The following is a 23,252-nucleotide window of genomic DNA, read 5'->3' as shown; positions in this document are numbered from 1 at the left end:
TGGTCTCAGAATTCGACGCCGGCTTGCGCTTTGATGCCGGAGCGGAAGGGATGTTTGACCAGCGTCATCTCGGTGACGAGGTCGGCGATCTCGATCAGCTCGTCCTTGGCGTTGCGCCCGGTGAGGACGACATGCGTCATCGGCGGCTTCTGCGTGGTGAGGAATTCGACGACCTCGGCGATATCGAGATAGTCGTAGCGCAGCGCAATGTTGATCTCGTCGAGCACGACCATGCGCAGGTTGGGATCTGATATCAGCTCCTTGGCCTTCTCCCAGCCGGCGCGCGCGGCGGCGATGTCGCGGGCGCGGTCCTGCGTCTCCCAGGTGAAACCTTCGCCCATCGCGTGGAACTGGCAGAGATCGCCGAAATGGCCGGTGAGCAGGCGCCGCTCGCCGGTATCCCAGGCGCCCTTGATGAACTGCACCACTGCGCAGGGGAAGCCGTGGGCGACGCAGCGGACGATCATGCCGAAGGCGGAGGACGACTTGCCCTTGCCGGCGCCGGTGTGGACGATGATGAGGCCTTTTTCGCCGCTCTTGGTCGCCATGATCTTGTCGCGGGCGGCCTTCTTCTTCGCCATTTTTGCAGCGTGGCGGGCGTCGGTTTGCTCGCCCGTTTGGGTCTCTGGTTCAGGCGTCATCGTACCAGTCCTTCGGCTTGACAAGTGGCGGCCAGCGGCAAATGGTGGGCCGGCGTTGGTTCCTGTCCTATGACAGGCGAAGAGGGAATGCGATAGGGTCCGAATCGGCAAGATTTGGGTCCAAAATGCAGCCGCCCCCGCGACCGTGACCGGAGAGATGCCCGAAGCCACTGACCCCTGACGGGATCGGGAAGGCGGGGATCGAAGGGCAAGGCCCTGCTCCGCAAGCCGGGAGACCTGCCAGCGCGGACGATTTTGGACCGGCGGACGGGGTGTTCCGCGACGGGGAAACGGGCCCCTGAAAAGTGGTTCGTGCGCCTCTTCGCCTCCCGCTGTTTATTCTGGAAGAGGCGATGACGGTCACACTTCACGTCTGCATTACCTGCCGTGCTGGTCAGGCGCTTGGCGAGGGCGAGACGACGCCCGGCAAGCGGTTGCATGGTGCGATCCTGGACGCCGGCGTGCCCGATGGCGTCAGCGTGGTTCCCGTCGAATGCCTGTCGGCCTGCAGCCAGGGCTGCTCGGTCGCGCTCAGCGCACCCGGCCGCTGGTCCTATGTCTATGGCCGCCTGTCGGATGCGAACGCGCGCGACGTGATCGCGGGCGCTGCGGCCTATGCCGCCGCGCCTGATGGCCTCGTGCCCTGGCGCAGCCGGCCGGAAATATTCCGCAAGCAATCGCTTGCCCGCATTCCCCCCATTGCCGTCGTGCCGGAGGCCGCCGAATGAATTCGCTCGCAAAAGTCCCGGTCACGGTGGTCACGGGTTTTCTCGGCTCCGGCAAGACGACGTTGATCCAGCATCTGCTCGCCAATGCCGGCGGCAAGAAGCTCGCCGTGCTCGTCAACGAGTTCGGCAGCGAGGGCGTCGATGGCGAGATCCTGAAGTCGTGCGCCGACGCCAATTGCCCCGAGGAGAACATCGTCGAGCTCGCCAATGGCTGCATCTGCTGCACTGTCGCCGACGATTTCATTCCGACCATGGAGCAGCTCTTGGCGCGCCCAGTGCGGCCCGATCACATCCTGATCGAGACCTCGGGCCTGGCGCTGCCAAAGCCGCTGCTGAAGGCCTTCGATTGGCCGGAGATCCGCTCGCGCATTACGGTCGACGGTGTGATCGCGCTGGCCGATGCCGAAGCCGTCGCGGCCGGCCGCTTCGCGCCGGATCCCGCTGCGGTCGAAGCGCAGCGCGCGGCCGACGAAAACCTCGATCACGAGACGCCGCTGTCGGAAGTGTTCGAGGACCAGATCGCCTGTGCCGACATCGTGCTGTTGACCAAGGCCGATCTTGCGGGCGCCGCGGGGATTGAAGCCGCCAAGGCCGCGATCACCGCCGAGATGCCGCGCCGCGTGCCGATGCTCCCCGTCACCGATGGCGCGATCGATGCGCGCGTCATCCTCGGCCTCGGCGCTGCCGCGGAGAACGATCTTGCCGCGCGTCCGTCGCATCACGATGGCGAGGACGAGCACGAGCATGACGATTTTGCCTCGGTCGTGATCGATCTTCCGGAAGTGTCTAATGTCGATGCGCTGGTCGCCTCCGTCCAGCGCCTGGCGCGCGAGCAGAACGTGCTGCGTGCGAAAGGCTATATCGCGGTCGCGGGCAAGCCGATGCGCCTGTTGTTGCAAGCGGTCGGCGAGCGCGTGCGCCACCAGTTCGATAAGCCCTGGGCTGCCGGCGTACGGCAGTCGAAGCTCGTCGTGATTGGCGAGCACGGTGATATCGACGAGGCCGCGATCAGGTCAGGACTTGGTCTTTCAGGATCTGGCATCTGATGCACGTCGTTTTTCGCGAGAGCCGCGGTCTCGAGGAGACCGCGACGCCAAGGGACATCGGCCAGGACCCGGCCGATCTCGTGGTGCTCTCGTATTCGGATTCCGATCTTGCCGCGTTCGCGGCCGGCTGGCGGCGCGGCCGCGACAGCCTGCCGTCGCTGCGGCTCGCCAATCTTGCGGAGCTGCGTCATCCGCTTTCGGTCGACACCTATATCGAGCGCACGCTGTCGCAGGTGCGCGGCATCCTGGTGCGGTTGATTGGCGGTGAGTCCTACTGGCCGTATGGTCTCGCGGCGCTCCAGCAACTTGCCAAGGACCGTAACATCGTGCTGGCCGTGCTGCCGGCCGATGGCCGCGACGATACGCGGCTGGACGCGTATTCGACCTTGCCGGTTTCGACGCTGCGCCGGCTCAAGGTGCTCTGCGACACCGGCGGCCCGGTCGCGGCGCAAGCTGCGATCGCACAGCTCGCGCTGGCCTCGGGGCTCTACGCCGGGCCAGTCGTCGGCGAGATGACCGTGCCCGAGATGGGATTCTACGATCCCGCGCGTGGCGTCATTGCTGCGCCGGTGGGCGGCGAGGGGAAGCCCCGCGCGCTGGTGACGTTCTATCGCTCCTATCTCACTGCTGCGGACACCGGCCCGGTCGATGCCTTGATCGCCGCGCTGCGCGAGAAGGGCTTTGACGCTTATGGCGCCTTCGTCACCTCGCTGAAGGCCGCGGGCGTCGCCGACTGGCTGCGCGCGCATCTCGCACAAGATCCTCCGGCCGCGATCGTCAATGCGACAGCGTTCTCGGCAATGAGCGATGACGGCACGACGCCGTTCGATGCTGCATCATGTCCGGTGTTCCAGGTCGCGCTCTCGACGGCGCGGCGCGAGGACTGGGCCACCTCGCTGCGCGGCCTGTCGCCCGGCGACCTCGCGATGCATGTGGTGCTGCCCGAGGTCGACGGCCGCCTGTTCGCGGGCGTGGTGAGCTTCAAATCCGCTGGGATGCGCGATCCCGATCTGCAATTCTCGCATCTCGCCCATCGCGCAGATGAGGAGCGGATGCAGGTCGTCGCCGCACGCGTTGCCGCCTGGCGGCGGCTCGCGGAGACGCCGGCTGGCGAGAAGCAGCTGGCGATCGTGCTCTCGAACTATCCGGGACGCCCGCACCAGGTCGCGCATGCGGTCGGTCTCGATGCGCTGGCCTCGGTCGAGGCGTTGCTGTCTGATCTTGCGGAGGCCGGCTTCGATGTTGCGCCAGTCGACGCGCTCGGCGAGACGCTGCTGGGGCAGCAGCTCACCTGGAGTGTTGCCGATTATCGCGCGGCGCTCTCGCGCCTGCCGCAAGTCTTGCAGGATGATCTCGCGCAAGCCTGGGGCGCGCCGGAGGATGACCCGAGCTGTCGCGACAGCGCGTTTCACTTCGCTGCGATCCATTGCGGCGCGTCGATCATCGCGGTCCAGCCCGAGCGCGGCGATGCGGCCACGCGCGATGCCGACTATCACGATCTTGCCCGCACGCCGTGCCATGCCTATGTCGCGTTCTATCTCTGGCTCAGGGAGCAGGGCATCAAAGCCGTCGTGCACATGGGCGCACATGGCACGCTGGAATGGCTGCCCGGCAAATCCGTGGCGCTGTCGCAGGCATGCTGGCCCGAGGCTCTGATCGGCGATCTCCCCGTCATCTATCCCTTCATCGTCAATGATCCCGGCGAGGCCGCACAGGCCAAGCGGCGCATTTCTGCCGTCACGATCGGCCATTTGCCGCCACCGCTTGCGGCATCCGCGGTGCCGGAAGGCCTGCGCCGGCTCGAACGTCTGCTCGACGAATATTCGACTGCCGATGGTCTTGATCCCGCGCGCCGCCAGCGTCTGATCTCAGCGATCCGCGACGAGGCGCGCGCGGCGGGTCTCGAAGACGATCTCGGCCTCGATGCATCGGCCGCACCAGCCGAAGCGATTCCACGGATCGATCGCTTCGTCTGCGATCTCAAGGAAAGCCAGTTCGGTGACGGCCTGCACGTGTTCGGCTGCGGCGCCTGCGGCGAAGCGGAGCGCGAGGCGCTGCGTTCCGCGCTCGCGGGCAAGCGCGTTGCGCCGGGGCCGTCGGGCTCGCCCTATCGCGGGCGGCAGGACGTGCTGCCCACCGGGCGCAATCTCTTCGCGGTCGATCCACGCGCGGTGCCGACGCCGTCGGCGCACGCGCAAGGCATCAAGCTCGCCGAAGAGTTGCTGCGCCGTCACTTGCAGGATCATGGCGACTGGCCGAAGGGGCTCGTGGTCGATCTCTGGGGTTCGGCGACGATGCGCACCGCGGGCGAGGAGTTCGCGATGGCACTGCATCTGGCGGGTCTTGCGCCGCGCTGGGATCACGCCTCTGGCCGCGTCACCGGCTACGACATCATCGCGCCGGCCGAACTCGGCCGCCCCCGCATCGACGTGACACTGCGCGTGTCCGGCCTGTTCCGCGATGTGTTTTCGAGTCTGGCGCAATTGTTCGAGGCTGCATCCGAGGCACTCGCAAGTCGCGACGAGGAGGGCGAGGAGAATCCCTATCGCCACCGCGCGTCACGTGTATTTGCGCCGCGGCCCGGACAATACGGCGTTGGCCTGTCGGCGATCCCTGATGCCTTCACGCCCGAGACGCGTGATGCCGCCGGGGAAGCCTGGCTGTCGGCATCGTCCTGGGCGTTCTCGGCGGATGGCGCGATCAAGCCCGATCGTGCCGGCATCGAGGCGCGGCTCGCGTCGGCGGATGCTTTCGTTCACGTCCAGGATCTGCCGGAGACCGATCTTCTGCTCGCTGCCGACTATGCCGCGCATGAAGCCGGCGTCGCCGCAGCTGCGGCACATCTCGGCGCGGCAGGACCATCGCTCTATCACATCGACACAACGCGCCCCGAGGAGCCGCATGCGCGCACGCTGACGGAAGAGATCTCGCGCGTCGTCCGGGCCCGCGCGGCGAACCCGGCCTGGATCGCCGGCATGATGCGCCACGGCTTTCGCGGCGCGGCCGAGATCACCGCGACGCTCGAGCACATGGCCGCCTTCGCGCATCTTGCCGGCGCCGTGCCGCCGCATCTATTCGATCTCTACTACGATGCGACGCTCGGCAACGATGATGTCCGCGCGTTCATGGCACGCGAGAATCCGACGGCGCTCGTCGCAATGGAGACGTGCTTCACGCGGTTGCATGAGGCCTCGCTCTGGCGGACACGCCGCAATTCGATCGCCGCTGCGCTGAAGGAGGCGTCATGAGCGCTTCCGCGATCAAGGGCGGGTGTCCCGGCGCGCTGAGGCCGATGCGATCGGGCGACGGCCTCGTGGTGCGCGTGCGTCCTTTCGGTGGACGCCTTGACGCGGCACAGATTTCCGGCCTTGCCGAGCTGGCCGAACGCTTCGGCAATGGTCTCATCGACGTGACGAGCCGCGCCAATCTCCAGATCAGAGGTGTCAGCGACGAAAGCCACGGCCCGCTGCTCGATGGCCTTGCGCGACTGGCGCTGCTCGATCCCGACGTCGATATCGAATCCCGGCGCAACATCCTGGTGACGCCGTTCTGGAACGAGGGCGACGACACGCAGGCGCTTGCCGCCGAGCTCGAAGAGGCGCTTGCCGACAGCGCGCTCAAATTGCCCACAAAGTTCGGCTTCGCGATCGATGACGGGACCTCGCGCGTGCTGGCCGGCGATTCCGCCGACGTGCGCATTGAGCGCGATCGCAGCGGCCGGCTTCTGGTGCGGGCCGATGGTGCGAGGCTCGGCCGCTCGGTCGGGCGCGGAGGCGCCGTGAGCACGGCACTGGCGATCGCAAACTGGTTCATCGCCTCCGGCGGCATCAGCGGCGGGCGAGGGCGCATGGCGGCCCACATCGCTTCCGGTGCGGCATTGCCGGGGACCTTGCGCGGCGAGACCGAACCGGCCCCGGTGATGGCTACGCTGCGGCCCGGACATTATCCGCAGGGCGCCATGGTCGGAGTGGCGTTCGGGCAGATGCTGCATTCAACGCTGCATCAATTCGCGGCTTGCGGACATGCCCTGCGCATGACGCCATGGCGGATGGTCCTGAGCGAGGGCAAGCGTGCGATGCCGAAGGGAGCGGGTCTCATCACGGAGCCGTACGATCCCGCGCTACGCGTCATCGCCTGTAGCGGCGCCCCGCGCTGCCGCGAGGCGCATGCCGATACCCGCGCGCTCGCCGCCGCGCTCGCGCCGCGCATTGCACCCGATACGCGGCTTCACGTCTCCGGCTGCGCCAAGGGCTGCGCGCATTCCGGCGCCGCCGCTGTGACGCTTGTTGCGACCCGCGCCGGATTCGATCTCGTCCGCGGTGGATCGACCCGCGATGAGCCCGCTCTGCGCGGCCTGAACGGTGATGACATCGTCAGCGATCCCTCCATCCTGGTCGGAGGGCACTGATGCCCTACACTTACGAGACCGACGGTGCGGCGATCTACCGGCAGTCCTTTGCGACCATCCGCGCTGAGGCGGATCTTGCGCGCTTCACGCCCGACGAGGAGCAGGTCGTGGTGCGGATGATCCATGCCGCCGGCATGGTCGGCCTGGAGGCGCATATCCGCTTCACGCCCGGCATGGCGGCCGCTGCGCGGGCCGCTTTGCAGAAGGGAGCGCCGATCCTGTGCGACGCGCGCATGGTCTCCGAAGGCATTACGCGCGCGAGACTGCCCGCGGCCAACGCCGTGATCTGCACGCTCGGCGATGCCGCCGTTCCCGCACTCGCGCAATCCATGCGCAACACCCGCTCGGCGGCAGCGCTGGAGCTGTGGCGGCCGCATCTGGGCGGCGCGATCGTCGCGATCGGCAATGCGCCGACCGCGCTGTTTCATCTGCTCAACATGCTGGAGGACCGCGACTGCCCGCGGCCCGCGGCGATCATCGGCTGCCCGGTCGGCTTCGTCGGTGCGGCCGAATCCAAGGCCGCGCTGATGGCCGATCCGCTAGTGCCGGCACTGACGGTTGAAGGCCGCCTCGGCGGCTCCGCGATCACCGTCGCCGCCGTCAACGCGCTGGCGAGCCGGAGCGAATAGCCATGGGGCGCATCATCTGCTGCGGTCTCGGCCCCGGTGATCCCGATTTGATGAGCGTGCGCGCCGACCGCACGGTGCGCGGGGCGCAGCATGTCGCCTATTTCCGCAAGAAGGGCAGGCCGGGCCAGGCACGCCGCATCGTCGAGGGCATGCTGGCCGCGGACGTCACCGAATATCCCATGGAATATCCGGTCACGACTGAGATCGCCTTCGACAGCCCCGAATACGTGCAGTTGCTCGCCGGCTTCTACGACGAATGGGCCGAGCGCCTGGCGCGGCTTTCGCGCGCGGTCGACGTCGTCGTGCTGTGCGAGGGCGATCCTTACTTCTACGGCTCGTTCATGCATCTGCACACGCGCCTGCAAGGCCGCGTCGAGATCGAAGTGATCGCGGGGATTCCCGGCATGGTCGGCTGCTGGAATGGCGTCGGCCAGCCGATCGCGCTCGGCGACGACGTCACGACGGTGCTGATGGGAACGCTTGCCGAAGACGAGCTCGAACGGCGCATGCGTGATTCCGATGCGCTCGTCATCATGAAGACCGGGCGCAATCTCGCAAAGGTGCGCCGCGCGCTCGCGTCGGCCGGCCGACTGGATGATGCCTGGCTGGTCGAGCGCGGCACCATGCCGGGTGAGCGCGTTGCGCGGCTCGCAGAGATCGATGCTGCTGAGTGTCCCTATTTCGCGATCGTACTGGTGCACGGCAAGGGCCGGCATCTGGACGCCGCCGAATGACGGGCACGCTGACCATCGCAGGCCTTGGTCCTGGCAGCGACGCGCTGGTGACGCCGGAAGTCTCCGCCGCGCTTGCGTCTGCGACCGACATTTTGGGCTACGCGCCCTATGTCGCGCGCGTGTCGCCGCGAGCAGGGCTCACCCTGCACCCGTCGGACAATCGCGAAGAGCTGCAGCGCGCGAGCGAAGCCCTGCGGCTTGCCGCCGAAGGCGGCCAGGTCGTCGTCGTCTCCTCCGGGGATCCCGGCGTGTTCGCGATGGCCTCTGCCGTGTTCGAGGCGCTCGAGCAGGCACCGCAATGGCGGGACCTGCCGATCCGCGTGCTGCCCGGCATCACCGCGATGCTGGCGGCGGCTGCCCGCGCCGGCGCGCCGCTCGGCCATGATTTTTGCGCGATCAATCTCTCCGACAATCTGAAGCCCTGGGCGGTGATCGAGAAGCGCTTGCGGCTTGCCGCGGAAGCCGATTTTGCCATTGCGATGTACAATCCGCGCTCAGCCAGCCGGCCGGAAGGGTTTGGCCGCGCGCTTGCGGTGTTAAAAGACGCCGGCTGCGGTGAGCGGCTCGTGATCTTCGCGCGCGCGATCAGTGCGCCCGATGAAAAGATCGAGACCGTCACGCTGAACGAAGCGGCGCCCGAGATGGCCGACATGCGCACGCTGGTGATCGTCGGAAATTCCCAGACGCGGCGCATCGGCCGCTGGGTCTATGCGCCGAGGCAGGTGCGATGACCAAGCCACTGCATCACTTCAGCGATGCTCTCCACTCGCAACCGCTCGGGCAGTTGCGGCCGCGAGATTATGATCACGGGCAGGTCGAGCATGCGCGCCGCGTCGATCTTGGCGCGCGCACCATCGCCGCCGGAATTGCGGGCGACAATGCACATGATGCCGCGCGTGCGCATCATCTCCAGCTCGCTGTCGAGGGTGAACGGCCCGCGCGACACGATCACGTCGGCCGGAAAGGGCAGGGTCGTTTCGGGTGGATCGACGAAGCGCAGCGTGTAGGTGTGCTGCGGCTTCATCACGAATGGCGCGATGTGCTGGCGGCCGATGGCGAGGAACACTTTTGCCGGAGCCTCGGGCAGCGCGGCGACGGCGGCATTGACGTCGACGACCTCGATCCAGTCGTCGCCAGGCGCTTTGCTCCAGGGCGCGCGCTCCAGCGCAATCAACGGTGTGCCGGTCTCCGCGCATGCCTCGACCGCGTTGCGGCTCATCTCGGCGGCGAAGGGATGCGTCGCGTCGATCACATGCGTGATGGCCTCACGACGAATGTAGTCGGCAAGCCCGCTCACCCCGCCGAAACCGCCGATGCGGGTCGGCAGCGGCTGATCGGCGGGCGCGCGGGTGCGGCCGCCATAGGAATAGATGGCCTGGATGCCGGCGCGCGCGACCGCCGCGGCGAGCAGGCTCGCATCGGCTGTTCCGCCCAGAATGAGGGCGCGTGTCATGGCTGATCCCTGGCTGACCATCATCGGTATCGGCGAAGATGGCCTTGCCGGCCTGTCGGAGGCAAGCCGAAAGGCGCTTGCCAAGGCAGAAACCGTCTTCGGCGGCGAGCGTCATCTTGCGCTCGCGGAAGTTGGCAGCCGCGGCCGTCCGTGGCCGGTGCCGTTCGATGCGGACATCGTGCTGAGTTGCCGCGACCGGCCGACCGCGGTGCTCGCCTCCGGTGATCCGTTCTGGCATGGCGCCGGGGCGGGCCTGGTCGAGAAGCTCGGTAGCGACGAGTGGATCGCGCACCCCGCGCCATCGACCTTCTCGCTCGCCGCCGCACGGCTCGGCTGGCGGCTCGAGTCGGTTGTGTGTCTTGGGCTTCATGCCGCACCATTCGAGCGTTTGGTGCCGCATCTAGCACGAGATGCGCGCATCATTTGCCTCGTGCGCAACGGGAAGGCGGCAGATGATCTCGCGAAATGGCTGACGGAACGCGGATGGGGCGCTTCAATCCTGTGGACTCTTGCTGCGCTTGGCGGCCCACGGGAATACATTGACCAGCATCGCGCCGATCTCTTTGCTGATGATATTGCTGGAAATCTGGTTGCGGTGGCGGTGCTGGCGAGGGGGACGCAGGGCACGCCCCGCAGTTCGGGCTTGTCGGACGATCTCTTTGTCCATGACGGCCAGATCACCAAGCGGCCGGTGCGCGCGCTGGCGCTGTCGGCCTTGGCGCCGCGTCCCGGTGAGCGGCTGTGGGATGTCGGCGCCGGCTCAGGTTCGATCTCGGTCGAGTGGGCGCTGTGTGGCGGGACGGCGATCGCGATCGAAGCGCGCGAGGATCGCGCTGCGAACATCCGCAGCAATGCGACGGCGTTCGGGCTCGCGCATCGGGTCACCGTCGTCACGGGGAATGCGCCCGAAGCTCTGGCTGCGCTGGAAGCGCCCGATGCGGTCTTCATCGGCGGTGGTCTCGATAGCGCGATGTTCGATGTGATCTGGTCCCGACTAGCTTCGGGTGTGCGCCTGGTTGCACATTCAGTCACGCTGGAGACGGAGGCGCTGCTCGGCGAGTTGCAGCAGCACCACGGCGGCGAGCTGATGCGCGTCGAGATCGCGCATGCCGGCCCGCTCGGCCGCTACCGGTCCTGGGAGGCGGCACGTCCGGTGGTGCAGTGGAGTGTGGTCCGATGAAAGTTGCCGGGCTCGGATTCAAGCGCGACGCTACGCTGGCTTCGCTGCGTGAGGCGCTGCTGGCGGCCGGCGGTTTTGAAGGCCTTTCTGCCGTGGCGACCGTCAGCGATAAGGCCGAGGCCGAAGCACTGAAGCAGCTCGCGCGCGAATGCGGTGTGCCGATCAGAGCCGTCCCGGCCGAATCGCTGGCCGGCATCGACACCCCGACGCAGTCGAAGCTTATTGCGGAAAAGTTCGCGACGGGATCGATCGCTGAAGCGGCGGCGCTCGCAGCGGCCGGCCCTCGCGCGCGGCTGATTGCGACGCGGGCGGTCTCGCAGGATCGCACCGCGACCGCGGCGATCGCTGAAGGAGACGGCGCATGACGGTGCATTTCATCGGCGCAGGCCCTGGCGCTGCCGACCTCCTGACGTTGCGTGGACGCGATCTGATCGCGGCCTGTCCGGTCTGCCTCTATGCCGGTTCCCTTGTCCCTGCGGGCGTGCTGGCGCATTGCCCGCCTGGCGCGCACATCGTCAACACCGCGCCGCTGTCGCTTGACGAGATCATCGCGGAGATCGCCGCCGCGCATGCGGACGGCAAGGATGTCGCGCGGCTGCATTCCGGCGATCTCTCGATCTGGTCGGCGATGGGCGAGCAGCTCCGCCGCCTGCGCGCGCTCGGCATTCCCTATTCGGTGACGCCGGGCGTTCCGTCCTTCTCGGCTGCTGCTGCCGCATTGGAGACCGAGTTGACGCTACCTGGTCTCGCCCAGACCGTGGTGCTGACGCGCACCCCGGGCCGGGCCAGCGCGATGCCTGAGGGCGAGAAGCTTGCGGCGTTCGCCGCGACCGGCGCGGTGCTCGCGATCCACCTGTCGATCCATCTGCTCGACAAGGTCGTTGCCGAGCTGTCGCCCCATTACGGCGCGGACTGTCCGGTCGCCATCGTCTGGCGCGCGAGCTGGCCGGACCAGCGCATCGTGCGCGCGACGCTCGGCACGCTCGATGCGGCTGTGGGCAGCGAGATGGAGCGGACCGCGCTGATCCTGGTCGGCAGGACGCTTGGCGCCGCGGATTTTGACGAGAGCCGCCTCTATGCCGCCGATTACGACCGCCGCTATCGGCCGGTCGGCGCCGAGCCGCGCTTTCCGGAGGCGTCGTGATGGCGGCAAGCCTCGTCATCTCCGCACCTGCCTCCGGCGTCGGCAAGACCACGCTGACGCTGGCGCTCGCGCGCGCCTGGCGCAATCGCGGATTGAACGTGCAGTGCTTCAAGAGCGGGCCCGACTACATCGATCCCGCCTTCCACGCCGCCGCCACGGGACGCGCCTCCGTCAATATCGATAGCTGGGCGATGGACAGCGCAGCAATCGCGCATCTCGTCAGCCGCGGCGCGAATGCCGATGTCGTGCTCGCCGAGGGTTCGATGGGCCTGTTCGATGGTGTTGCCGCACGCGGCGCCTCCGGCACCGGTGCGACCGCCGACATCGCGGAGATGCTGGGCTGGCCGGTGCTGCTGGTGATCGATCCCTCTGGCCAAGCGCAGACCGCGGCGGCGATCGCCGCGGGTCTTCGTGACTATCGCGCCGGGGTGCATCTTGCCGGCGTCGTGCTCAATCGTGTCGCCAGCCCGCGCCACGAAGATCTCGTGCGGCGCGCGCTGAACGATGCCGGCATCGCCGTGTTCGGCGCGCTGCCGCGCCATGCCGAGATCAGCCTGCCGAAGCGCCATCTCGGCCTGGTGCAGGCCGAGGAGCAGGCCGAGATCGGCAAGCTGATCGACGAGGCCGCGCGCTTCGTTGCCGAGCATGTTGATCTCGAGGGGGTGCTGCGAGCGGCAGCCAGCTGGTCGCCGCAACCCGCGGCGAGCGGCCTGAACGTGACGCCGCCTGGCCAACGCATCGCGCTGGCCCGCGATGCGGCGTTCTCTTTCGTCTATCCGCATATGCTGGAAGCTTGGCGCGCGGCCGGCGCCGAGATCTCGACATTCTCGCCGTTGGCCGATGAAGCGCCTGACGCAAGCGCCGATGTCTGCTGGCTGCCCGGCGGCTATCCCGAGCTTCATGCCGGCAAGATTGCGGCTAGTGCACGCTTTCGCAGCGGCTTGCGCACCTTTGCCGAAACGCGCCCGGTGCACGGCGAATGCGGAGGCTATATGGTGTTGGGAATCGCTTTGACCGACGCCGACGGCGTGCGCCATGAGATGGCGGGGTTGCTCGGCCTGGAGACCAGCTTTGCCAAGCGCCGCATGCATCTCGGCTATCGTCTCGCCGAACTGGCCGCACCGATGCCGGGGCATCAGGTCGGCGCACGCCTGCGCGGCCACGAGTTCCATTATTCGACGATCATCGCCCAGCCCGACACGCCGCTGGCCGTGGTTCACGATGCAACCGGCACGGTCATTGCCGAGACCGGCTCGCGGCGCGGCCAAGCTACCGGCACGTTCTTCCATCTGATCGCGGAGGACCGGTGAGCGGTTTTGTTTCTTTCGTCTCCGCCGGCCCCGGCGATCCAGAACTCCTCACGGTGAAGGGGACTGCGCGGCTGCGCGAGGCCGACGTCGTGCTCTATGACGATCTTGCCTCCGGCGCGATCCTCGATCTCGCTCGTCCCGGCGCCAACCTCGTCGCGGTGGGGAAACGGGCAGGGCGGCCCTCGACCAAGCAGCACCATGTCAACCGCCTGCTCGTCGATTATGCCGCAACCGGCGCGCGGGTGGTGCGGCTGAAGTCGGGCGACGCCGGCATTTTCGGCCGGCTCGAGGAGGAGCTGGAGACGCTGCGCGAGGCCGGCATCGGCTACGAGATCATTCCCGGCGTCACCTCCGCCTGCGTTGCTGCCGCGCAAGCCGGCATCCCCCTGACCCGGCGCCACACCTCGCGGCGGGTGCAGTTCGTGACCGGTGCCGACGTCACAGGCGAACTGCCGCCAAACCTGAATTGGGCAGCGCTCGCAGATCCCGAGGCAACCACCGTGGTCTATATGGGTCGGCGCACCTTTCCGGCGCTTGCCGCAAAATTGATCGACCATGGCCTCGCCGCAGATACGCCGGCGCTGTTTGCGGAATCACTCGGCCGTTCCGACGAGCGGCTGGTCCGCACCACGATTGCCGAGCTCGCCGAGCAGCTTGCGCGGGGCGGCGCCGCCTCGACGGCCGCCGTCATCCTGTTCGGGGCCCTAGCGGGAGACGATCCGTCATGATGGCCGCCGTCGCCCTTCGCCACTTGACGCCCGGCTCGCGAAAGGGGCACACAGGAGAGGCATGGTGCTCGACGCGGCGCAAAGCGCCGGAGCATAATCGGGAATGGGGATGGGCGGACCCAATTGCGGCGCTCAAAACCCCAGCCGCCCCCGCGACTGTAAGCGGTGAGGGGCTCCGATCAGCCACTGGGCCGCAAGGCTCGGGAAGGCCGGAGAACCCCAGTGAACCGCGAGCCAGGAGACCGGCCCTGCACGATTTGAGGCCAAGGCCGTCGGGTGTGACGGCAGGAAGGATCTGAACCATGCATATCGAACCAGGGATCGTGACGGGCGCCAAGCTCGTGTTGAGTTACGCAACCGGCATCGCCGCAGGCGGCGTTGCCTTGAAACTCGCGGTCGAGACCGTGCGCGAGCAGGGCATCGGCTCGTTCGCGACGCGCACGCTCGCCACCACCGGCCTCGTCTTCACTTTCTTCCAGGTGCTGCCGCACTTCCCGGTCGGCGTCTCTGAGGTGCACTTCATCCTCGGCTCGACCTTGTTCCTGCTGTTCGGTGCTGCGCCCGCCGCCTTCGGCCTTGCGTTCGGCTTGCTGCTCCAGGGCGTCTTCTTCGTGCCGACCGACCTGCCGCAATATGGCATGAACGTCACCACGCTTCTGGTGCCGCTGTTTGCGATCCAGGCGCTGGCGACGCGGATCATTCCGCGCAACACGGCTTACGTCGATCTGCAATACCGCCAGGCGCTGGCGCTCTCGACCGCCTATCAGTCCGGCATCGTCGCCTGGGTGGCGTTCTGGGCGCTGTATGGCTCCGGCTTCGGCGCGACCAATCTCGCCAATATCGCGACGTTTGCAGCATCCTATGCGCTGGTCATCGTGATCGAGCCGCTCGCCGATCTCGCCGTGCTGGCGCTGGCGAAATGGCTGCGTGGCGTCACCGCGCCCGGCCTCGTCACGCCGCGCCTGCATAACGCCGCTTAAGAGACAAGCGAACGGGCGGCCGGCGCGGCCGCCCTTCGCGCTCGCGATGCTCACGCTTTCCCTGATAGGCATCGGTTGCGGCGATCCCGGGCAGCTCACGCGCGCCGCGATCCAAGCCATCAACGCCGCCGATCTCGTCCTGATCCCGCGCAAGGGGACGGCGAAATCCGATCTTGCGGATCTGCGGCGGACGATCTGCGCGGACGTGCTCACCAGCGAGAGCACGCGCATCGCCGAGTTCGACTTGCCGGTGCGTGACGCGACTGAGGCGGACTACCGCAAGGGCGTGGACGATTGGCACGATGCGGTGGCCGCGACCTGGTCGCAAACGATCGCAAATCATCTCGCCGGCGAGGGCAAGGTTGCGCTGCTGATCTGGGGCGATCCTTCGCTCTACGACTCCTCGCTGCGCATTGCGCGGCGGCTCGATCCCTTGCCTGATATCGAGGTCGTGCCTGGCATCACCTCGATCCAGGCGCTGTGCGCGGCGCATGCGCTGCCGCTCAACGACATCGGCGAGCCGTTCCTGGTCACGACGGGGCGGCGCTTGCGCGAAGGCGGCTGGCCGCAGGGCACCGATACCGTGGTGGTGATGCTCGACGGCGGCACGGCGTTCCAGTCGCTCGATCCCGCCGGGCTTCAGATCTGGTGGGGCGCCTATCTCGGCATGCCCGATCAGATCGTCATGTCCGGCGCGCTGGCTGAGGTCGGTCCGCGCATCGTCGCGTTGCGGCAGGAGGCGCGCGAGCGGCATGGCTGGATCATGGACAGCTACATTCTCAAGCGCACGCGTTAAGCGAGGCAGCATGCTCCCCGAATGGGTCTACCAACAGTGTCCCGAGATCTCCGCGCATCATCGCGAGGCAGCCATCGCGCGTCAGGCGCAACTGACAAAGCCGACCGGCGCGCTCGGCCGGCTCGAGCAGCTCGCGATCGAGCTTGCGGGCCTGCAAGCGACGGAATCTCCTCGTGCCGCGCGCGTGCCGATCATCGTCTTCGCCGGTGATCACGGCATCGTCGCGCAGGGCGTGTCGGCCTATCCGCAAGCCGTGACGATTGCGATGATGGCGAATTTTGCCTCCGGCGGCGCCGCGATCTCGGTGCTGGCGCGCGAGCTTGGCTCCAGCCTGGAGGTGGTCGACGCCGGCACGTTGGCGCAGGAGGAGATGGCGGGAATCGTCACCGACAAGCCGCGCTCTGGGACGCGCGACTTCAGCGTGGAAGCTGCGCTCGAACCTGCGGAACTGGCATTCGCGTTTGAGGCCGGTCAGCGCGCGGTTGCGCGCGCAGCAGCCAATCAGCCCGATCTGCTGATTTTCGGCGAGATGGGCATCGGCAATACCACGACCTCGGCGGCGATCGCGGCGAGCCTGCTCGGCATCAGCGCCGAGGAGATCGCCGGCAGCGGCACCGGCATCGATGCGGCCGGACGCGCGCACAAGGCGCGGGTGATCGATGCCGCGATTGCGCGCCATGGCATTGCGAGGGCTTCGCCCGAAAGCATCCTGTGCGCCGTCGGCGGTCTCGAGATCGCGGCGATCTCAGGCGCGATCATTGCAGCTGCGCAACGCCGCATCCCTGTATTGATCGACGGCTTCATCGTGTCGGTGGCGGCGCTGGCGGCGGTGCGGATCAACCCGTCGTGCCGGCCGTTCCTGCTGCCGTCGCATCAATCGGCAGAGCAGGGGCATCGGCTGGTGCTGCGTGCGCTGAACGTGCAGCCGCTGATCAGCCTCGATCTCAGGCTTGGGGAGGGATCGGGCGCCGCGATCGCGCTGCCGCTGGTGCGGTCGGCTTGCGCGCTCCACAACGGCATGGCGACGTTTGCGCAGGCCAATGTACCGGATCGCCCGGCCTGACCCGGCTCAGGCCAATCGCTGATTGACGGAAACGACGCGCCACCCGGTGGCGAGCCGGTCGATCCGGGTGAGCGACAGCGGATCGATCACGAAGCGCAAGGCGGCGTGCGGTGTCAGATCCAGCGCGATGCAGAGCGCAGCGCGGATCGTGCCGGAATGCACGACGAGCGCTGCGGAGCCCGCGCCGATCCGCGAGAGCCCAAGCCGGACGCGCGTGACCTGATCCTCAAAGCTCTCGCCGCCCGGCGGACGTCCGCGCGCCGGATCGCTCCAGAATTGCGCATAGGCCTCGTCGCCAGCCGCGCCGATCTCGTCATGCCGACGGCCGGTCCATGCGCCAAAATCTTGTTCACTGAATTCGGGCATCAGCTCGGGCGCGAGTCCCAGCGCCTGGGCGGTCTCGACCGTGCGCCGCGACGGGCTGGCATAGCTCGCAGCGCCTCGCGGCAGGCACTGCCGCAGGGCCTGCAATTGCGCGCGATCGCCGAGATCGGCCGGCGCGTCAGCCGCGTGGATCGTCCCTGTGACGCCGTCGACCGGTGCATGCCGTATCAGCCAGAGGAAGGTCTCGCCTTCCACGCTCATCTCCGAGGAAGTTGGTTGTTGTGGCAATAACGCCGCAGCTTGCACATTGACTCTGTCTTGGTCGTAATCCTAGATGGCTTCGACGGTTTCCCCGAGAGGGGATGAAAAGGGAATGCGGTGCGGGGACATTGCCCCAATGCCGCGGCTGCCCCCGCAACTGTAAGCGGTGAATCCTTCGTCAGAAGCCACTGGGTCCTCGGTCCCGGGAAGGCGACGAAGCGGTCACGACCCGCGAGCCAGGAGACCTGCCGTCAGCCGTGGTCACACGCGAAGATGTCGGTCGGGGAGTACAGACATTCGGCTTCATCGGACGGCTGATTAGCCCAGGGTGAGACCTCGTTCGCTGTGACGTGCCACTGACGTCATACCGAGGTTTCGAACCGTGTCTTCCACCCGCATTGTACGACCGCGCCGCTTCCTGCTTGCCTCCGCAGCTCTTGCGTCACTAGCCGCCGCGGATGTATCTGCCGCACTGGCGCAGCAGGCCCGCGAACCCCTGCCGCCGGTCGAGGTGTCGCCGGCGCAATCCCGCAAGCAGGCCAAGCCGGCGGGCCGGGAGGCGCAGAGCGCCCGCCGTGCAGCTGCACGCAGACCGGCGGCCGCGTCCGCAGCGCCCAAGCCTGTCGCGCCGGCCGCCGCGGCAGCAACGCCGCTCAACAGCAATGCGGTCGCCGAAAGCGCCTCGCGGCTCGGCCTCACCGTGCGTGAAACGCCGGCGACCGTCGAGGTGATTTCGGCCGAGACGATGCGCGAGCAGGGCTATCGCACTGTCTCCGAGGTGGCGCAGGGCGCAGTCGGTGTCACCTCCGGCGACAACCCGGCTGAACCTTCGGCCTTCTCCATGCGCGGCTTCACCAACAGCCAGATCAACACGCTCTACAACGGCATCAAGATCGGTCCGCAGAACATGACCTCGCGGATCGCGGATACCGCCAATCTCGAGGCCGTGGAATTCCTGAAGGGCCCGGCCTCGCTGATCTCGGGCGAGGGCGCTGCCGGCGGCGCGATCAACTTCGTCACCAAGCAGCCGCATACCGGACCGATCCGGAATGAAGCTGACTTCTCCTGGGATTCCCTGAACTCGTTCCGCGCCCATTACGGCTCCGGCGGCAGCACCAACGTGCAGGGGCTGGACTACCGCTTCGACATCAGCCGTTCCACGCTCAACGGCTTTGCCGACGATACCAATGTCAAGACGTTCGACACGTCCGGCCAGCTCAACTACCGCATCTCCGACAGCCTCAAGGTCTGGGGCGCGATCGAATATCGGGAGGATCGCTCGAAGGCCTATTGGGGCGCGCCGCTGGTGCCGATCGCCTTCAGCGGCTCGCACGCCACGAGCGGCATCGTCTCCGGCAATTACGTCTCGAACTACAACGGAACCAATCTCGGTGCCGTCACCATCGATGATCGTACCTTCAACACCAATTACAACGTCCTCGACAATCGCAACGTCGCCCAGGAGGTCTGGCTGCGCGGCGGCTTCGAGCTGAAGCTCGCGCCCGATTTGACGCTGAAAAGCCAAACCTATGGCTACGGCGCAGAGCGCACCTGGTTCAACAACGAGATCGAGGCGTTCAATTCCACGACGAACCTGGTCGATCGCGAACGCTTCTATGTCGCACACAGCCAGCGTCTGGTCGGCAACGTCACCGACCTGATCTGGGACACTGATATCGCGGGCTTGGACAACCGGCTGGTCACGACGCTCTCGTCGAGCTATCTCGATTTCATAAGGCCGGGCGCGGCAAACTTTCCCGGCGATTCCGTTTCGCTGGTCGATCCCAACCGCGGCTTTTATGGTCTGCTCACGACACAGCAGCAGACCGCGCGCATCGACAACGAGGCGCTGTCGTTCGAGGACCGGCTGAAGCTGACCCGCAGCTTCGCGCTGATCGGGGGCCTGCGTGTCGAGCACATCGGGCTCGACCGCAACTCGACCGACAAGAACGGGTTAGAGAAGGCCGGCTTTCCCTTCACGAAAGACTGGGCGCCGGTCACCGGCCGCATCGGCTACACCTGGGAGGCCGTTCCTGGCCTGACCTTCTTCAGCCAGTACGCCACCGGCGCCGATATCGCAGCCAACAACATTTTCCTGCTCGCACCCACCCAGCCGCTCGACCTGACCACCGCGCGCACCTATGAGACCGGCGTCAAGCACCTGTTCTGGGACAACCGGGCGGAGTGGTCGTTTTCCGCCTACGACATCGTGCGCAAGAACGTCTATGCCGCAGCCGGCGGCATGCAGCTCAACATCGCCGGGCGGCAGGAGTCGAAGGGCGTGGAGCTCGCGGGGGCCGTGCGCCCGATCGAGCCCCTGCGTCTCTGGGGCAACATCGCCTATGTCGATGCGCGCTATGCCGACTACAACTTTGCAGGCGGCTCGTTCTCCGGCAATACGCCGCCGAACGTGCCGCGCATCGTGGCCAACGCCGGCGCATCCTGGCGCTTCTTCACGCCCTGGCCGGTGGAGCTCGGCATTACCGGCCGCCATGTCGGCGACCGTTACAACACCGATGCCAACGTCGTGACGATGAAGGCCTATACCGTCGCCGACGTCTATGCCTTCGTCGACATCCCCAAAGCGGTGTTCAATGCGGTCGACCAGGCTCGCCTGACCTTCCGCGTCCGCAACATCACCGACAAGCGCTACGCGATCTGGGGCGATCCGTTCTATCCAGACCAGATCCTCCTGGGCGCGCCGCGCACCTATGAGATCTCGGCGGCGTTCAAATGGTGAGGCCGCGAGCATAAGATGAGCGCGATCGTCCTCTCGCACCGCTGGCTCGGGATCGCGTTCTGCCTGCTGTTCGCGATGTGGTTCGCGAGCGGGATCGTGATGCACTTCGTTCCGTTTCCGTCCCTGACGGAAGCAGAGCGATTTGCCGGACTCGCGCCTTTGGATCGCGGAGAAGTGACGATATCGATCGCGGACGCCATTGCTGCGAGCGGGATCGCGGATGCCACGCGCGTTCGGCTGCTCCAGCGGAGCGACGGCACAGTCTACATCGTCTCGGGTCCCTCGCGTCAGCGCGCGATCAGTGCGGCCGACGGGAACGATGCGTCGGTGAAATCCGCTGATGTCGCACTGGCTATTGCGCAGGCTCATGCGCGCCAGCGCGAGATCGATGCCTCGCATGCGACGATCGTCGGGCGTTCGGACTACGATCAGTGGAGCGTGCCGAACGGCTTCGATCGCCATCGCCCGCTGTTTCGCGTGGCCCTCGGCGATGCTGCGGGGACGGAAGTCTACGTCTCGTCGTCGACCGGTGAGATCGTGCTTGATACGACGCGCAGCGAGCGCGGCTGGAATCTTGTCGGCAGCGTGCTGCACTGGATCTATCCGACCGTCCTGCGCAGCAATTGGTCCCTGTGGGACCGCGTGGTCTGGACCTTGGCGCTGCTGGCCCTGATCGCGGCTGTGCTGGGCGCCGTGCTCGGGATCGCGCGGATCAGGATTTCCAAGAGGCAAATCTCCACACCTTACCGTGGCTGGCATGCGCTGCATCACCTCATTGGCCTCGCAGCGACGGTCTTCGTGCTGACCTGGATCTTCAGCGGCTGGCTCTCGATGGATCATGGCCGGCTGTTCTCGCGCGGCCAGTTGACGCCGGCAGAGGCCGGCCTGATGAACGCCTCGCCGGATTGGAGGGAGGCCCCATCGCTCGATCGGCAACCGATATCTCCCGCGGCGCGCGAGGCCGAATGGTTCGCCTTCAACGGCAAAGTCTATCGGCGCGATCGGGTCGCCCTCGGCCGTCAGACCTTGAGCAGGAGAGGGGATGCGCCGCGCGATGGACTGGCGGGATTCCTTGATGTGCACGAGATTCAGGCTCTGATGGGGCGCTTTGCAGTCGGCTGCGGCCTACCGTCCGTCCTTCCTGATAGCGACGACTACCCCGCGCCATCCACAACGCCGGGTGCACCGGTCTACCGCTCGCGCTGTGACGGCGACCTCTGGTTCGACATCGATGGCGGCGACGGCGGCGTGCTGCAAAGACTGGATCCGTCGCGGCGCGCCTACCGCTGGCTTTACAGCGCGTTGCACACGCTCGACTTCCCGGTCTTGCTGGCCCACCCGCGGCTGCGTGATGTGGTGATCGTCAGCCTCTGCACGCTCGGGCTGACCTTCTCCATCACCGGCATCGTCATCGGCTGGCGGCGCTTGCGGTCGTCGCTGGCAGCCTGAATTAAGGCGCAACTGCGGCTCGATACGGTCGGGTCGGCAGATCAGCAATGCCTTGCCCTATCGTCATTGACGCCTTTTCGCCGGCCGCCTTTCGGTGTAGCTCTGCGCTCGCTCGAAGCGGCGGCAGCAACCCGTCGAAGACCGAAAATCATGCAGGAGGCAGCAAGGATGTACCCGAAAGTTCAGATGTTCATCGCCGGCGAGTGGACCGACGGCACGTCCGGCAAGTCGGAGAACATCCTCAATCCCGCCACCGGCCAGCCGATCGGCAAGACCCCGCACGCCTCGCGTGCGGACCTCGACCGCGCGCTGGAGGCGGCCAAGGCCGGCTTCGAGGTCTGGCGCAAGACCTCGCCGTTCGACCGCTACAAGCTGATGCGGAAAGCGGCCGACATCATCCGCACGCGCGCCGCCGAGATCGCGCCGGTGATGACCATGGAGCAGGGCAAGCCGGTGGTGGAAGCCCAGGGCGAGACCATGCTGGCCGGCGACCTCATCGACTGGTTCTCCGAGGAGGCCCGCCGCGCCTATGGCCGCATCGTGCCGCCGCGGATGGGCAACGTCTCACAACTCGTGACCAAGGAGCCGGTCGGCCCGGTCGCCGCGTTCACGCCCTGGAATTTCCCGATCAACCAGGCCGTGCGCAAGATCTCGGCCGCGCTCGCCGCCGGCTGCTCGATCATCGTCAAGGGACCGGAAGAGACGCCGGCAAGCTGCATGGAGCTGGTGCGCGCCTATGCTGACGCGGGCATTCCCCCCGGTGTCGTCCAGCTGGTGTTCGGCGTGCCGGCGGAAGTGTCGGAATATCTCATTCCGCATCCGATCATCCGTAAGATCAGCTTCACCGGCTCGACCGCGGTCGGCAAGCATCTGGCTGCGCTCGCCGGCCTGCACATGAAGCGCGTCACCATGGAGCTCGGCGGTCATGCGCCGGCGATCGTGTTCGCCGACGCTGATCTCGACAACGCCGCAAAAATCCTGTCGGCCAACAAATTCCGCAACGCGGGCCAGGTCTGCGTCTCGCCGACGCGTTTCCTCGTGCATGAAAGCGTCTACCAGCCCTTCGTCGACAAGTTCGTGGCGGCGGCCAAGAGCCTCAAGGTCGGCAACGGCCTCGACAAGGACACCCGCATGGGGCCGCTGGCGAACCCGCGCCGCGTCGAAGCCATGGAGGGCTTGGTCTCCGACGCGGTCCAGCGCGGCGCCAAGGTGCAGGCCGGCGGCAAGCGTATCGGCAATGAAGGCTTCTTCTTCGAGCCGACCGTGCTGACCGACGTGCCGCGCGATGCGCGCATCATGAACGAGGAGCCGTTCGGACCGCTCGCGCCGATCACCTCGTTCCGCAGCTACGACGAGGTGGTGGCGGAAGCGAACCGTCTGCCTTACGGCCTTGCAGCCTATGCCTACACCACCTCGACCAAGACGATGCAGGCGATCGGCTCCGACATCGAGAGCGGCATGGTCTCGATCAACCACCATGGCCTCGCGCTGCCGGAAGTGCCGTTCGGCGGCATCAAGGATTCCGGTTACGGCTCCGAAGGCGGCCTCGAAGCGATCGAGGGTTACCTCAATACGAAGTTCGTCACCCAGGCGAGCGCGTAAGAATGGTGTAAGGGTTAGCCTTGCGACTGTGCGAGG

The 23,252-nt window shown here is 66.9% G+C and carries 21 protein-coding genes and 3 riboswitches; of the genes, 18 read left to right on the top strand and 3 right to left on the bottom strand.

All coding sequences use genetic code 11. From position 1 onward, the window contains the following. Nucleotides 1-5: 5 nt before the first annotated feature. A complete protein-coding gene (cobO, locus tag AAE027_RS20760; protein ID WP_370988672.1) occupies nucleotides 6-641 on the bottom strand; it encodes a cob(I)yrinic acid a,c-diamide adenosyltransferase in 636 nt (211 codons plus the stop codon). Between the two features lie 39 nt (nucleotides 642-680). Then, nucleotides 681-900: riboswitch (cobalamin riboswitch) on the top strand. Between the two features lie 94 nt (nucleotides 901-994). Here cobO and AAE027_RS20755 point away from each other — a divergent pair. From AAE027_RS20755 to cobJ, 7 genes are read left to right on the top strand one after another with little or no spacing between them, the layout of a single operon-like run. Then, nucleotides 995-1,369, top strand: a complete 375-nt coding sequence (locus tag AAE027_RS20755) for a DUF1636 family protein (RefSeq protein WP_370988671.1) — start codon at nucleotides 995-997, stop codon at nucleotides 1,367-1,369. Next, nucleotides 1,366-2,415 (top strand): cobalamin biosynthesis protein CobW, encoded by a 1,050-nt coding sequence (gene cobW, locus AAE027_RS20750; RefSeq protein WP_370988670.1) that lies wholly within the window; start codon nucleotides 1,366-1,368, stop codon nucleotides 2,413-2,415. Before AAE027_RS20755 ends, cobW begins: the two co-directional genes overlap by 4 nt. Continuing rightward, nucleotides 2,415-5,663, top strand: coding sequence for a cobaltochelatase subunit CobN (cobN, locus tag AAE027_RS20745; protein WP_370988669.1), 3,249 nt, complete (start codon nucleotides 2,415-2,417; stop codon nucleotides 5,661-5,663). The genes cobW and cobN overlap by 1 nt, the downstream gene beginning before the upstream one ends. Continuing rightward, nucleotides 5,660-6,823, top strand: coding sequence for a precorrin-3B synthase (gene cobG, locus AAE027_RS20740; protein WP_370988668.1), 1,164 nt, complete (start codon nucleotides 5,660-5,662; stop codon nucleotides 6,821-6,823). Before cobN ends, cobG begins: the two co-directional genes overlap by 4 nt. Further along, complete coding sequence (locus AAE027_RS20735) at nucleotides 6,823-7,452, top strand: precorrin-8X methylmutase (RefSeq protein ID WP_370988667.1); 630 nt, start codon at nucleotides 6,823-6,825, stop codon at nucleotides 7,450-7,452. Before cobG ends, AAE027_RS20735 begins: the two co-directional genes overlap by 1 nt. Nucleotides 7,453-7,454: 2 nt before the next feature. Beyond that, nucleotides 7,455-8,186, top strand: a complete 732-nt coding sequence (locus AAE027_RS20730) for a precorrin-2 C(20)-methyltransferase (protein ID WP_370988666.1) — start codon at nucleotides 7,455-7,457, stop codon at nucleotides 8,184-8,186. Then, a complete protein-coding gene (gene cobJ, locus AAE027_RS20725; RefSeq protein ID WP_370988665.1) occupies nucleotides 8,183-8,917 on the top strand; it encodes a precorrin-3B C(17)-methyltransferase in 735 nt (244 codons plus the stop codon). Before AAE027_RS20730 ends, cobJ begins: the two co-directional genes overlap by 4 nt. Here cobJ and AAE027_RS20720 read toward each other — a convergent pair. Next, nucleotides 8,893-9,639 (bottom strand): cobalt-precorrin-6A reductase, encoded by a 747-nt coding sequence (locus AAE027_RS20720; RefSeq protein WP_370988664.1) that lies wholly within the window; start codon nucleotides 9,637-9,639, stop codon nucleotides 8,893-8,895. The two genes, cobJ and AAE027_RS20720, sit on opposite strands and share 25 nt — an antisense overlap. Between AAE027_RS20720 and cbiE the strand changes: the two genes are divergently transcribed. The 8 genes from cbiE to cobT all read left to right on the top strand — a co-directional run bounded on the left by cbiE (nucleotide 9,638) and on the right by cobT (nucleotide 16,840). After that, entirely contained in the window at nucleotides 9,638-10,819 is a 1,182-nt protein-coding gene (gene cbiE, locus AAE027_RS20715; RefSeq protein WP_370988663.1) for a precorrin-6y C5,15-methyltransferase (decarboxylating) subunit CbiE, read from the top strand. The two genes, AAE027_RS20720 and cbiE, sit on opposite strands and share 2 nt — an antisense overlap. Further along, nucleotides 10,816-11,184, top strand: a complete 369-nt coding sequence (locus AAE027_RS20710) for a cobalamin biosynthesis protein (RefSeq protein ID WP_370988662.1) — start codon at nucleotides 10,816-10,818, stop codon at nucleotides 11,182-11,184. The genes cbiE and AAE027_RS20710 overlap by 4 nt, the downstream gene beginning before the upstream one ends. After that, nucleotides 11,181-11,963 carry a precorrin-4 C(11)-methyltransferase gene (cobM, locus tag AAE027_RS20705; RefSeq protein ID WP_370988661.1) on the top strand — a complete coding sequence of 261 codons (783 nt, stop codon included), beginning with the start codon at nucleotides 11,181-11,183 and terminating at the stop codon, nucleotides 11,961-11,963. Before AAE027_RS20710 ends, cobM begins: the two co-directional genes overlap by 4 nt. Beyond that, complete coding sequence (locus tag AAE027_RS20700; RefSeq protein WP_370988660.1) at nucleotides 11,963-13,273, top strand: cobyrinic acid a,c-diamide synthase CobB; 1,311 nt, start codon at nucleotides 11,963-11,965, stop codon at nucleotides 13,271-13,273. The genes cobM and AAE027_RS20700 overlap by 1 nt, the downstream gene beginning before the upstream one ends. Further along, on the top strand, nucleotides 13,270-14,001 hold the full coding sequence (cobA, locus tag AAE027_RS20695; protein ID WP_091887719.1) for a uroporphyrinogen-III C-methyltransferase: 732 nt from the start codon (nucleotides 13,270-13,272) through the stop codon (nucleotides 13,999-14,001). Before AAE027_RS20700 ends, cobA begins: the two co-directional genes overlap by 4 nt. 45 nt (nucleotides 14,002-14,046) lie before the next feature. Continuing rightward, a riboswitch (cobalamin riboswitch) is annotated at nucleotides 14,047-14,266 on the top strand. 37 nt (nucleotides 14,267-14,303) lie between these two features. Continuing rightward, nucleotides 14,304-14,981 carry an energy-coupling factor ABC transporter permease gene (locus AAE027_RS20690; RefSeq protein ID WP_370988659.1) on the top strand — a complete coding sequence of 226 codons (678 nt, stop codon included), beginning with the start codon at nucleotides 14,304-14,306 and terminating at the stop codon, nucleotides 14,979-14,981. A gap of 46 nt (nucleotides 14,982-15,027) precedes the next feature. After that, complete coding sequence (gene cobF / locus AAE027_RS20685) at nucleotides 15,028-15,777, top strand: precorrin-6A synthase (deacetylating) (RefSeq protein ID WP_370988658.1); 750 nt, start codon at nucleotides 15,028-15,030, stop codon at nucleotides 15,775-15,777. 10 nt (nucleotides 15,778-15,787) lie between these two features. Further along, entirely contained in the window at nucleotides 15,788-16,840 is a 1,053-nt protein-coding gene (gene cobT / locus AAE027_RS20680; protein ID WP_370988657.1) for a nicotinate-nucleotide--dimethylbenzimidazole phosphoribosyltransferase, read from the top strand. 6 nt (nucleotides 16,841-16,846) lie between these two features. Here the strand turns inward: cobT and AAE027_RS20675 are convergent, their stop codons facing one another. Beyond that, on the bottom strand, nucleotides 16,847-17,419 hold the full coding sequence (locus AAE027_RS20675) for a histidine phosphatase family protein (protein ID WP_370988656.1): 573 nt from the start codon (nucleotides 17,417-17,419) through the stop codon (nucleotides 16,847-16,849). 72 nt (nucleotides 17,420-17,491) lie between these two features. Then, nucleotides 17,492-17,692: riboswitch (cobalamin riboswitch) on the top strand. 115 nt (nucleotides 17,693-17,807) lie between these two features. Here AAE027_RS20675 and AAE027_RS20670 point away from each other — a divergent pair. The 3 genes from AAE027_RS20670 (at nucleotide 17,808) to AAE027_RS20660 (ending at nucleotide 23,216) form a co-directional block, all read left to right on the top strand. Next, on the top strand, nucleotides 17,808-20,165 hold the full coding sequence (locus AAE027_RS20670; RefSeq protein WP_370988655.1) for a TonB-dependent receptor: 2,358 nt from the start codon (nucleotides 17,808-17,810) through the stop codon (nucleotides 20,163-20,165). Nucleotides 20,166-20,180: 15 nt separating this feature from the next. Further along, entirely contained in the window at nucleotides 20,181-21,614 is a 1,434-nt protein-coding gene (locus tag AAE027_RS20665) for a PepSY domain-containing protein (RefSeq protein WP_370988654.1), read from the top strand. A 168-nt stretch (nucleotides 21,615-21,782) separates the two neighbouring features. Then, nucleotides 21,783-23,216, top strand: a complete 1,434-nt coding sequence (locus AAE027_RS20660) for an NAD-dependent succinate-semialdehyde dehydrogenase (protein ID WP_370988653.1) — start codon at nucleotides 21,783-21,785, stop codon at nucleotides 23,214-23,216. The last annotated feature ends 36 nt before the right edge of the window (nucleotides 23,217-23,252 follow it).

Source organism: Bradyrhizobium sp. DN3 (assembly GCF_041357655.1).
Classification (GTDB): Bacteria; Pseudomonadota; Alphaproteobacteria; order Rhizobiales; family Xanthobacteraceae; genus Bradyrhizobium.
Note: the sequence above shows the minus strand (reverse complement) of the source record. Positions and strands in the feature narration are given on the sequence as shown.

Excerpts from the sequence above, each read along its gene's own strand:
- cobO (WP_370988672.1), bottom strand. The coding sequence starts at position 641 with ATGACGCCTGAACCAGAGACCCAAACGGGCGAGCAAACCGACGCCCGC.
- cobT (WP_370988657.1), top strand. The coding sequence starts at position 15,788 with ATGCTCCCCGAATGGGTCTACCAACAGTGTCCCGAGATCTCCGCGCAT.
- AAE027_RS20665 (WP_370988654.1), top strand. The coding sequence starts at position 20,181 with ATGAGCGCGATCGTCCTCTCGCACCGCTGGCTCGGGATCGCGTTCTGC.
- AAE027_RS20755 (WP_370988671.1), top strand. The coding sequence starts at position 995 with ATGACGGTCACACTTCACGTCTGCATTACCTGCCGTGCTGGTCAGGCG.
- AAE027_RS20720 (WP_370988664.1), bottom strand. The coding sequence starts at position 9,639 with ATGACACGCGCCCTCATTCTGGGCGGAACAGCCGATGCGAGCCTGCTC.
- cobF (WP_370988658.1), top strand. The coding sequence starts at position 15,028 with ATGCTCACGCTTTCCCTGATAGGCATCGGTTGCGGCGATCCCGGGCAG.
- cobM (WP_370988661.1), top strand. The coding sequence starts at position 11,181 with ATGACGGTGCATTTCATCGGCGCAGGCCCTGGCGCTGCCGACCTCCTG.
- cbiE (WP_370988663.1), top strand. The coding sequence starts at position 9,638 with ATGGCTGATCCCTGGCTGACCATCATCGGTATCGGCGAAGATGGCCTT.
- cobW (WP_370988670.1), top strand. The coding sequence starts at position 1,366 with ATGAATTCGCTCGCAAAAGTCCCGGTCACGGTGGTCACGGGTTTTCTC.
- cobJ (WP_370988665.1), top strand. The coding sequence starts at position 8,183 with ATGACGGGCACGCTGACCATCGCAGGCCTTGGTCCTGGCAGCGACGCG.
- AAE027_RS20710 (WP_370988662.1), top strand. The coding sequence starts at position 10,816 with ATGAAAGTTGCCGGGCTCGGATTCAAGCGCGACGCTACGCTGGCTTCG.
- cobG (WP_370988668.1), top strand. The coding sequence starts at position 5,660 with ATGAGCGCTTCCGCGATCAAGGGCGGGTGTCCCGGCGCGCTGAGGCCG.
- AAE027_RS20690 (WP_370988659.1), top strand. The coding sequence starts at position 14,304 with ATGCATATCGAACCAGGGATCGTGACGGGCGCCAAGCTCGTGTTGAGT.
- cobN (WP_370988669.1), top strand. The coding sequence starts at position 2,415 with ATGCACGTCGTTTTTCGCGAGAGCCGCGGTCTCGAGGAGACCGCGACG.
- AAE027_RS20660 (WP_370988653.1), top strand. The coding sequence starts at position 21,783 with ATGTACCCGAAAGTTCAGATGTTCATCGCCGGCGAGTGGACCGACGGC.
- AAE027_RS20730 (WP_370988666.1), top strand. The coding sequence starts at position 7,455 with ATGGGGCGCATCATCTGCTGCGGTCTCGGCCCCGGTGATCCCGATTTG.
- AAE027_RS20735 (WP_370988667.1), top strand. The coding sequence starts at position 6,823 with ATGCCCTACACTTACGAGACCGACGGTGCGGCGATCTACCGGCAGTCC.
- AAE027_RS20700 (WP_370988660.1), top strand. The coding sequence starts at position 11,963 with ATGGCGGCAAGCCTCGTCATCTCCGCACCTGCCTCCGGCGTCGGCAAG.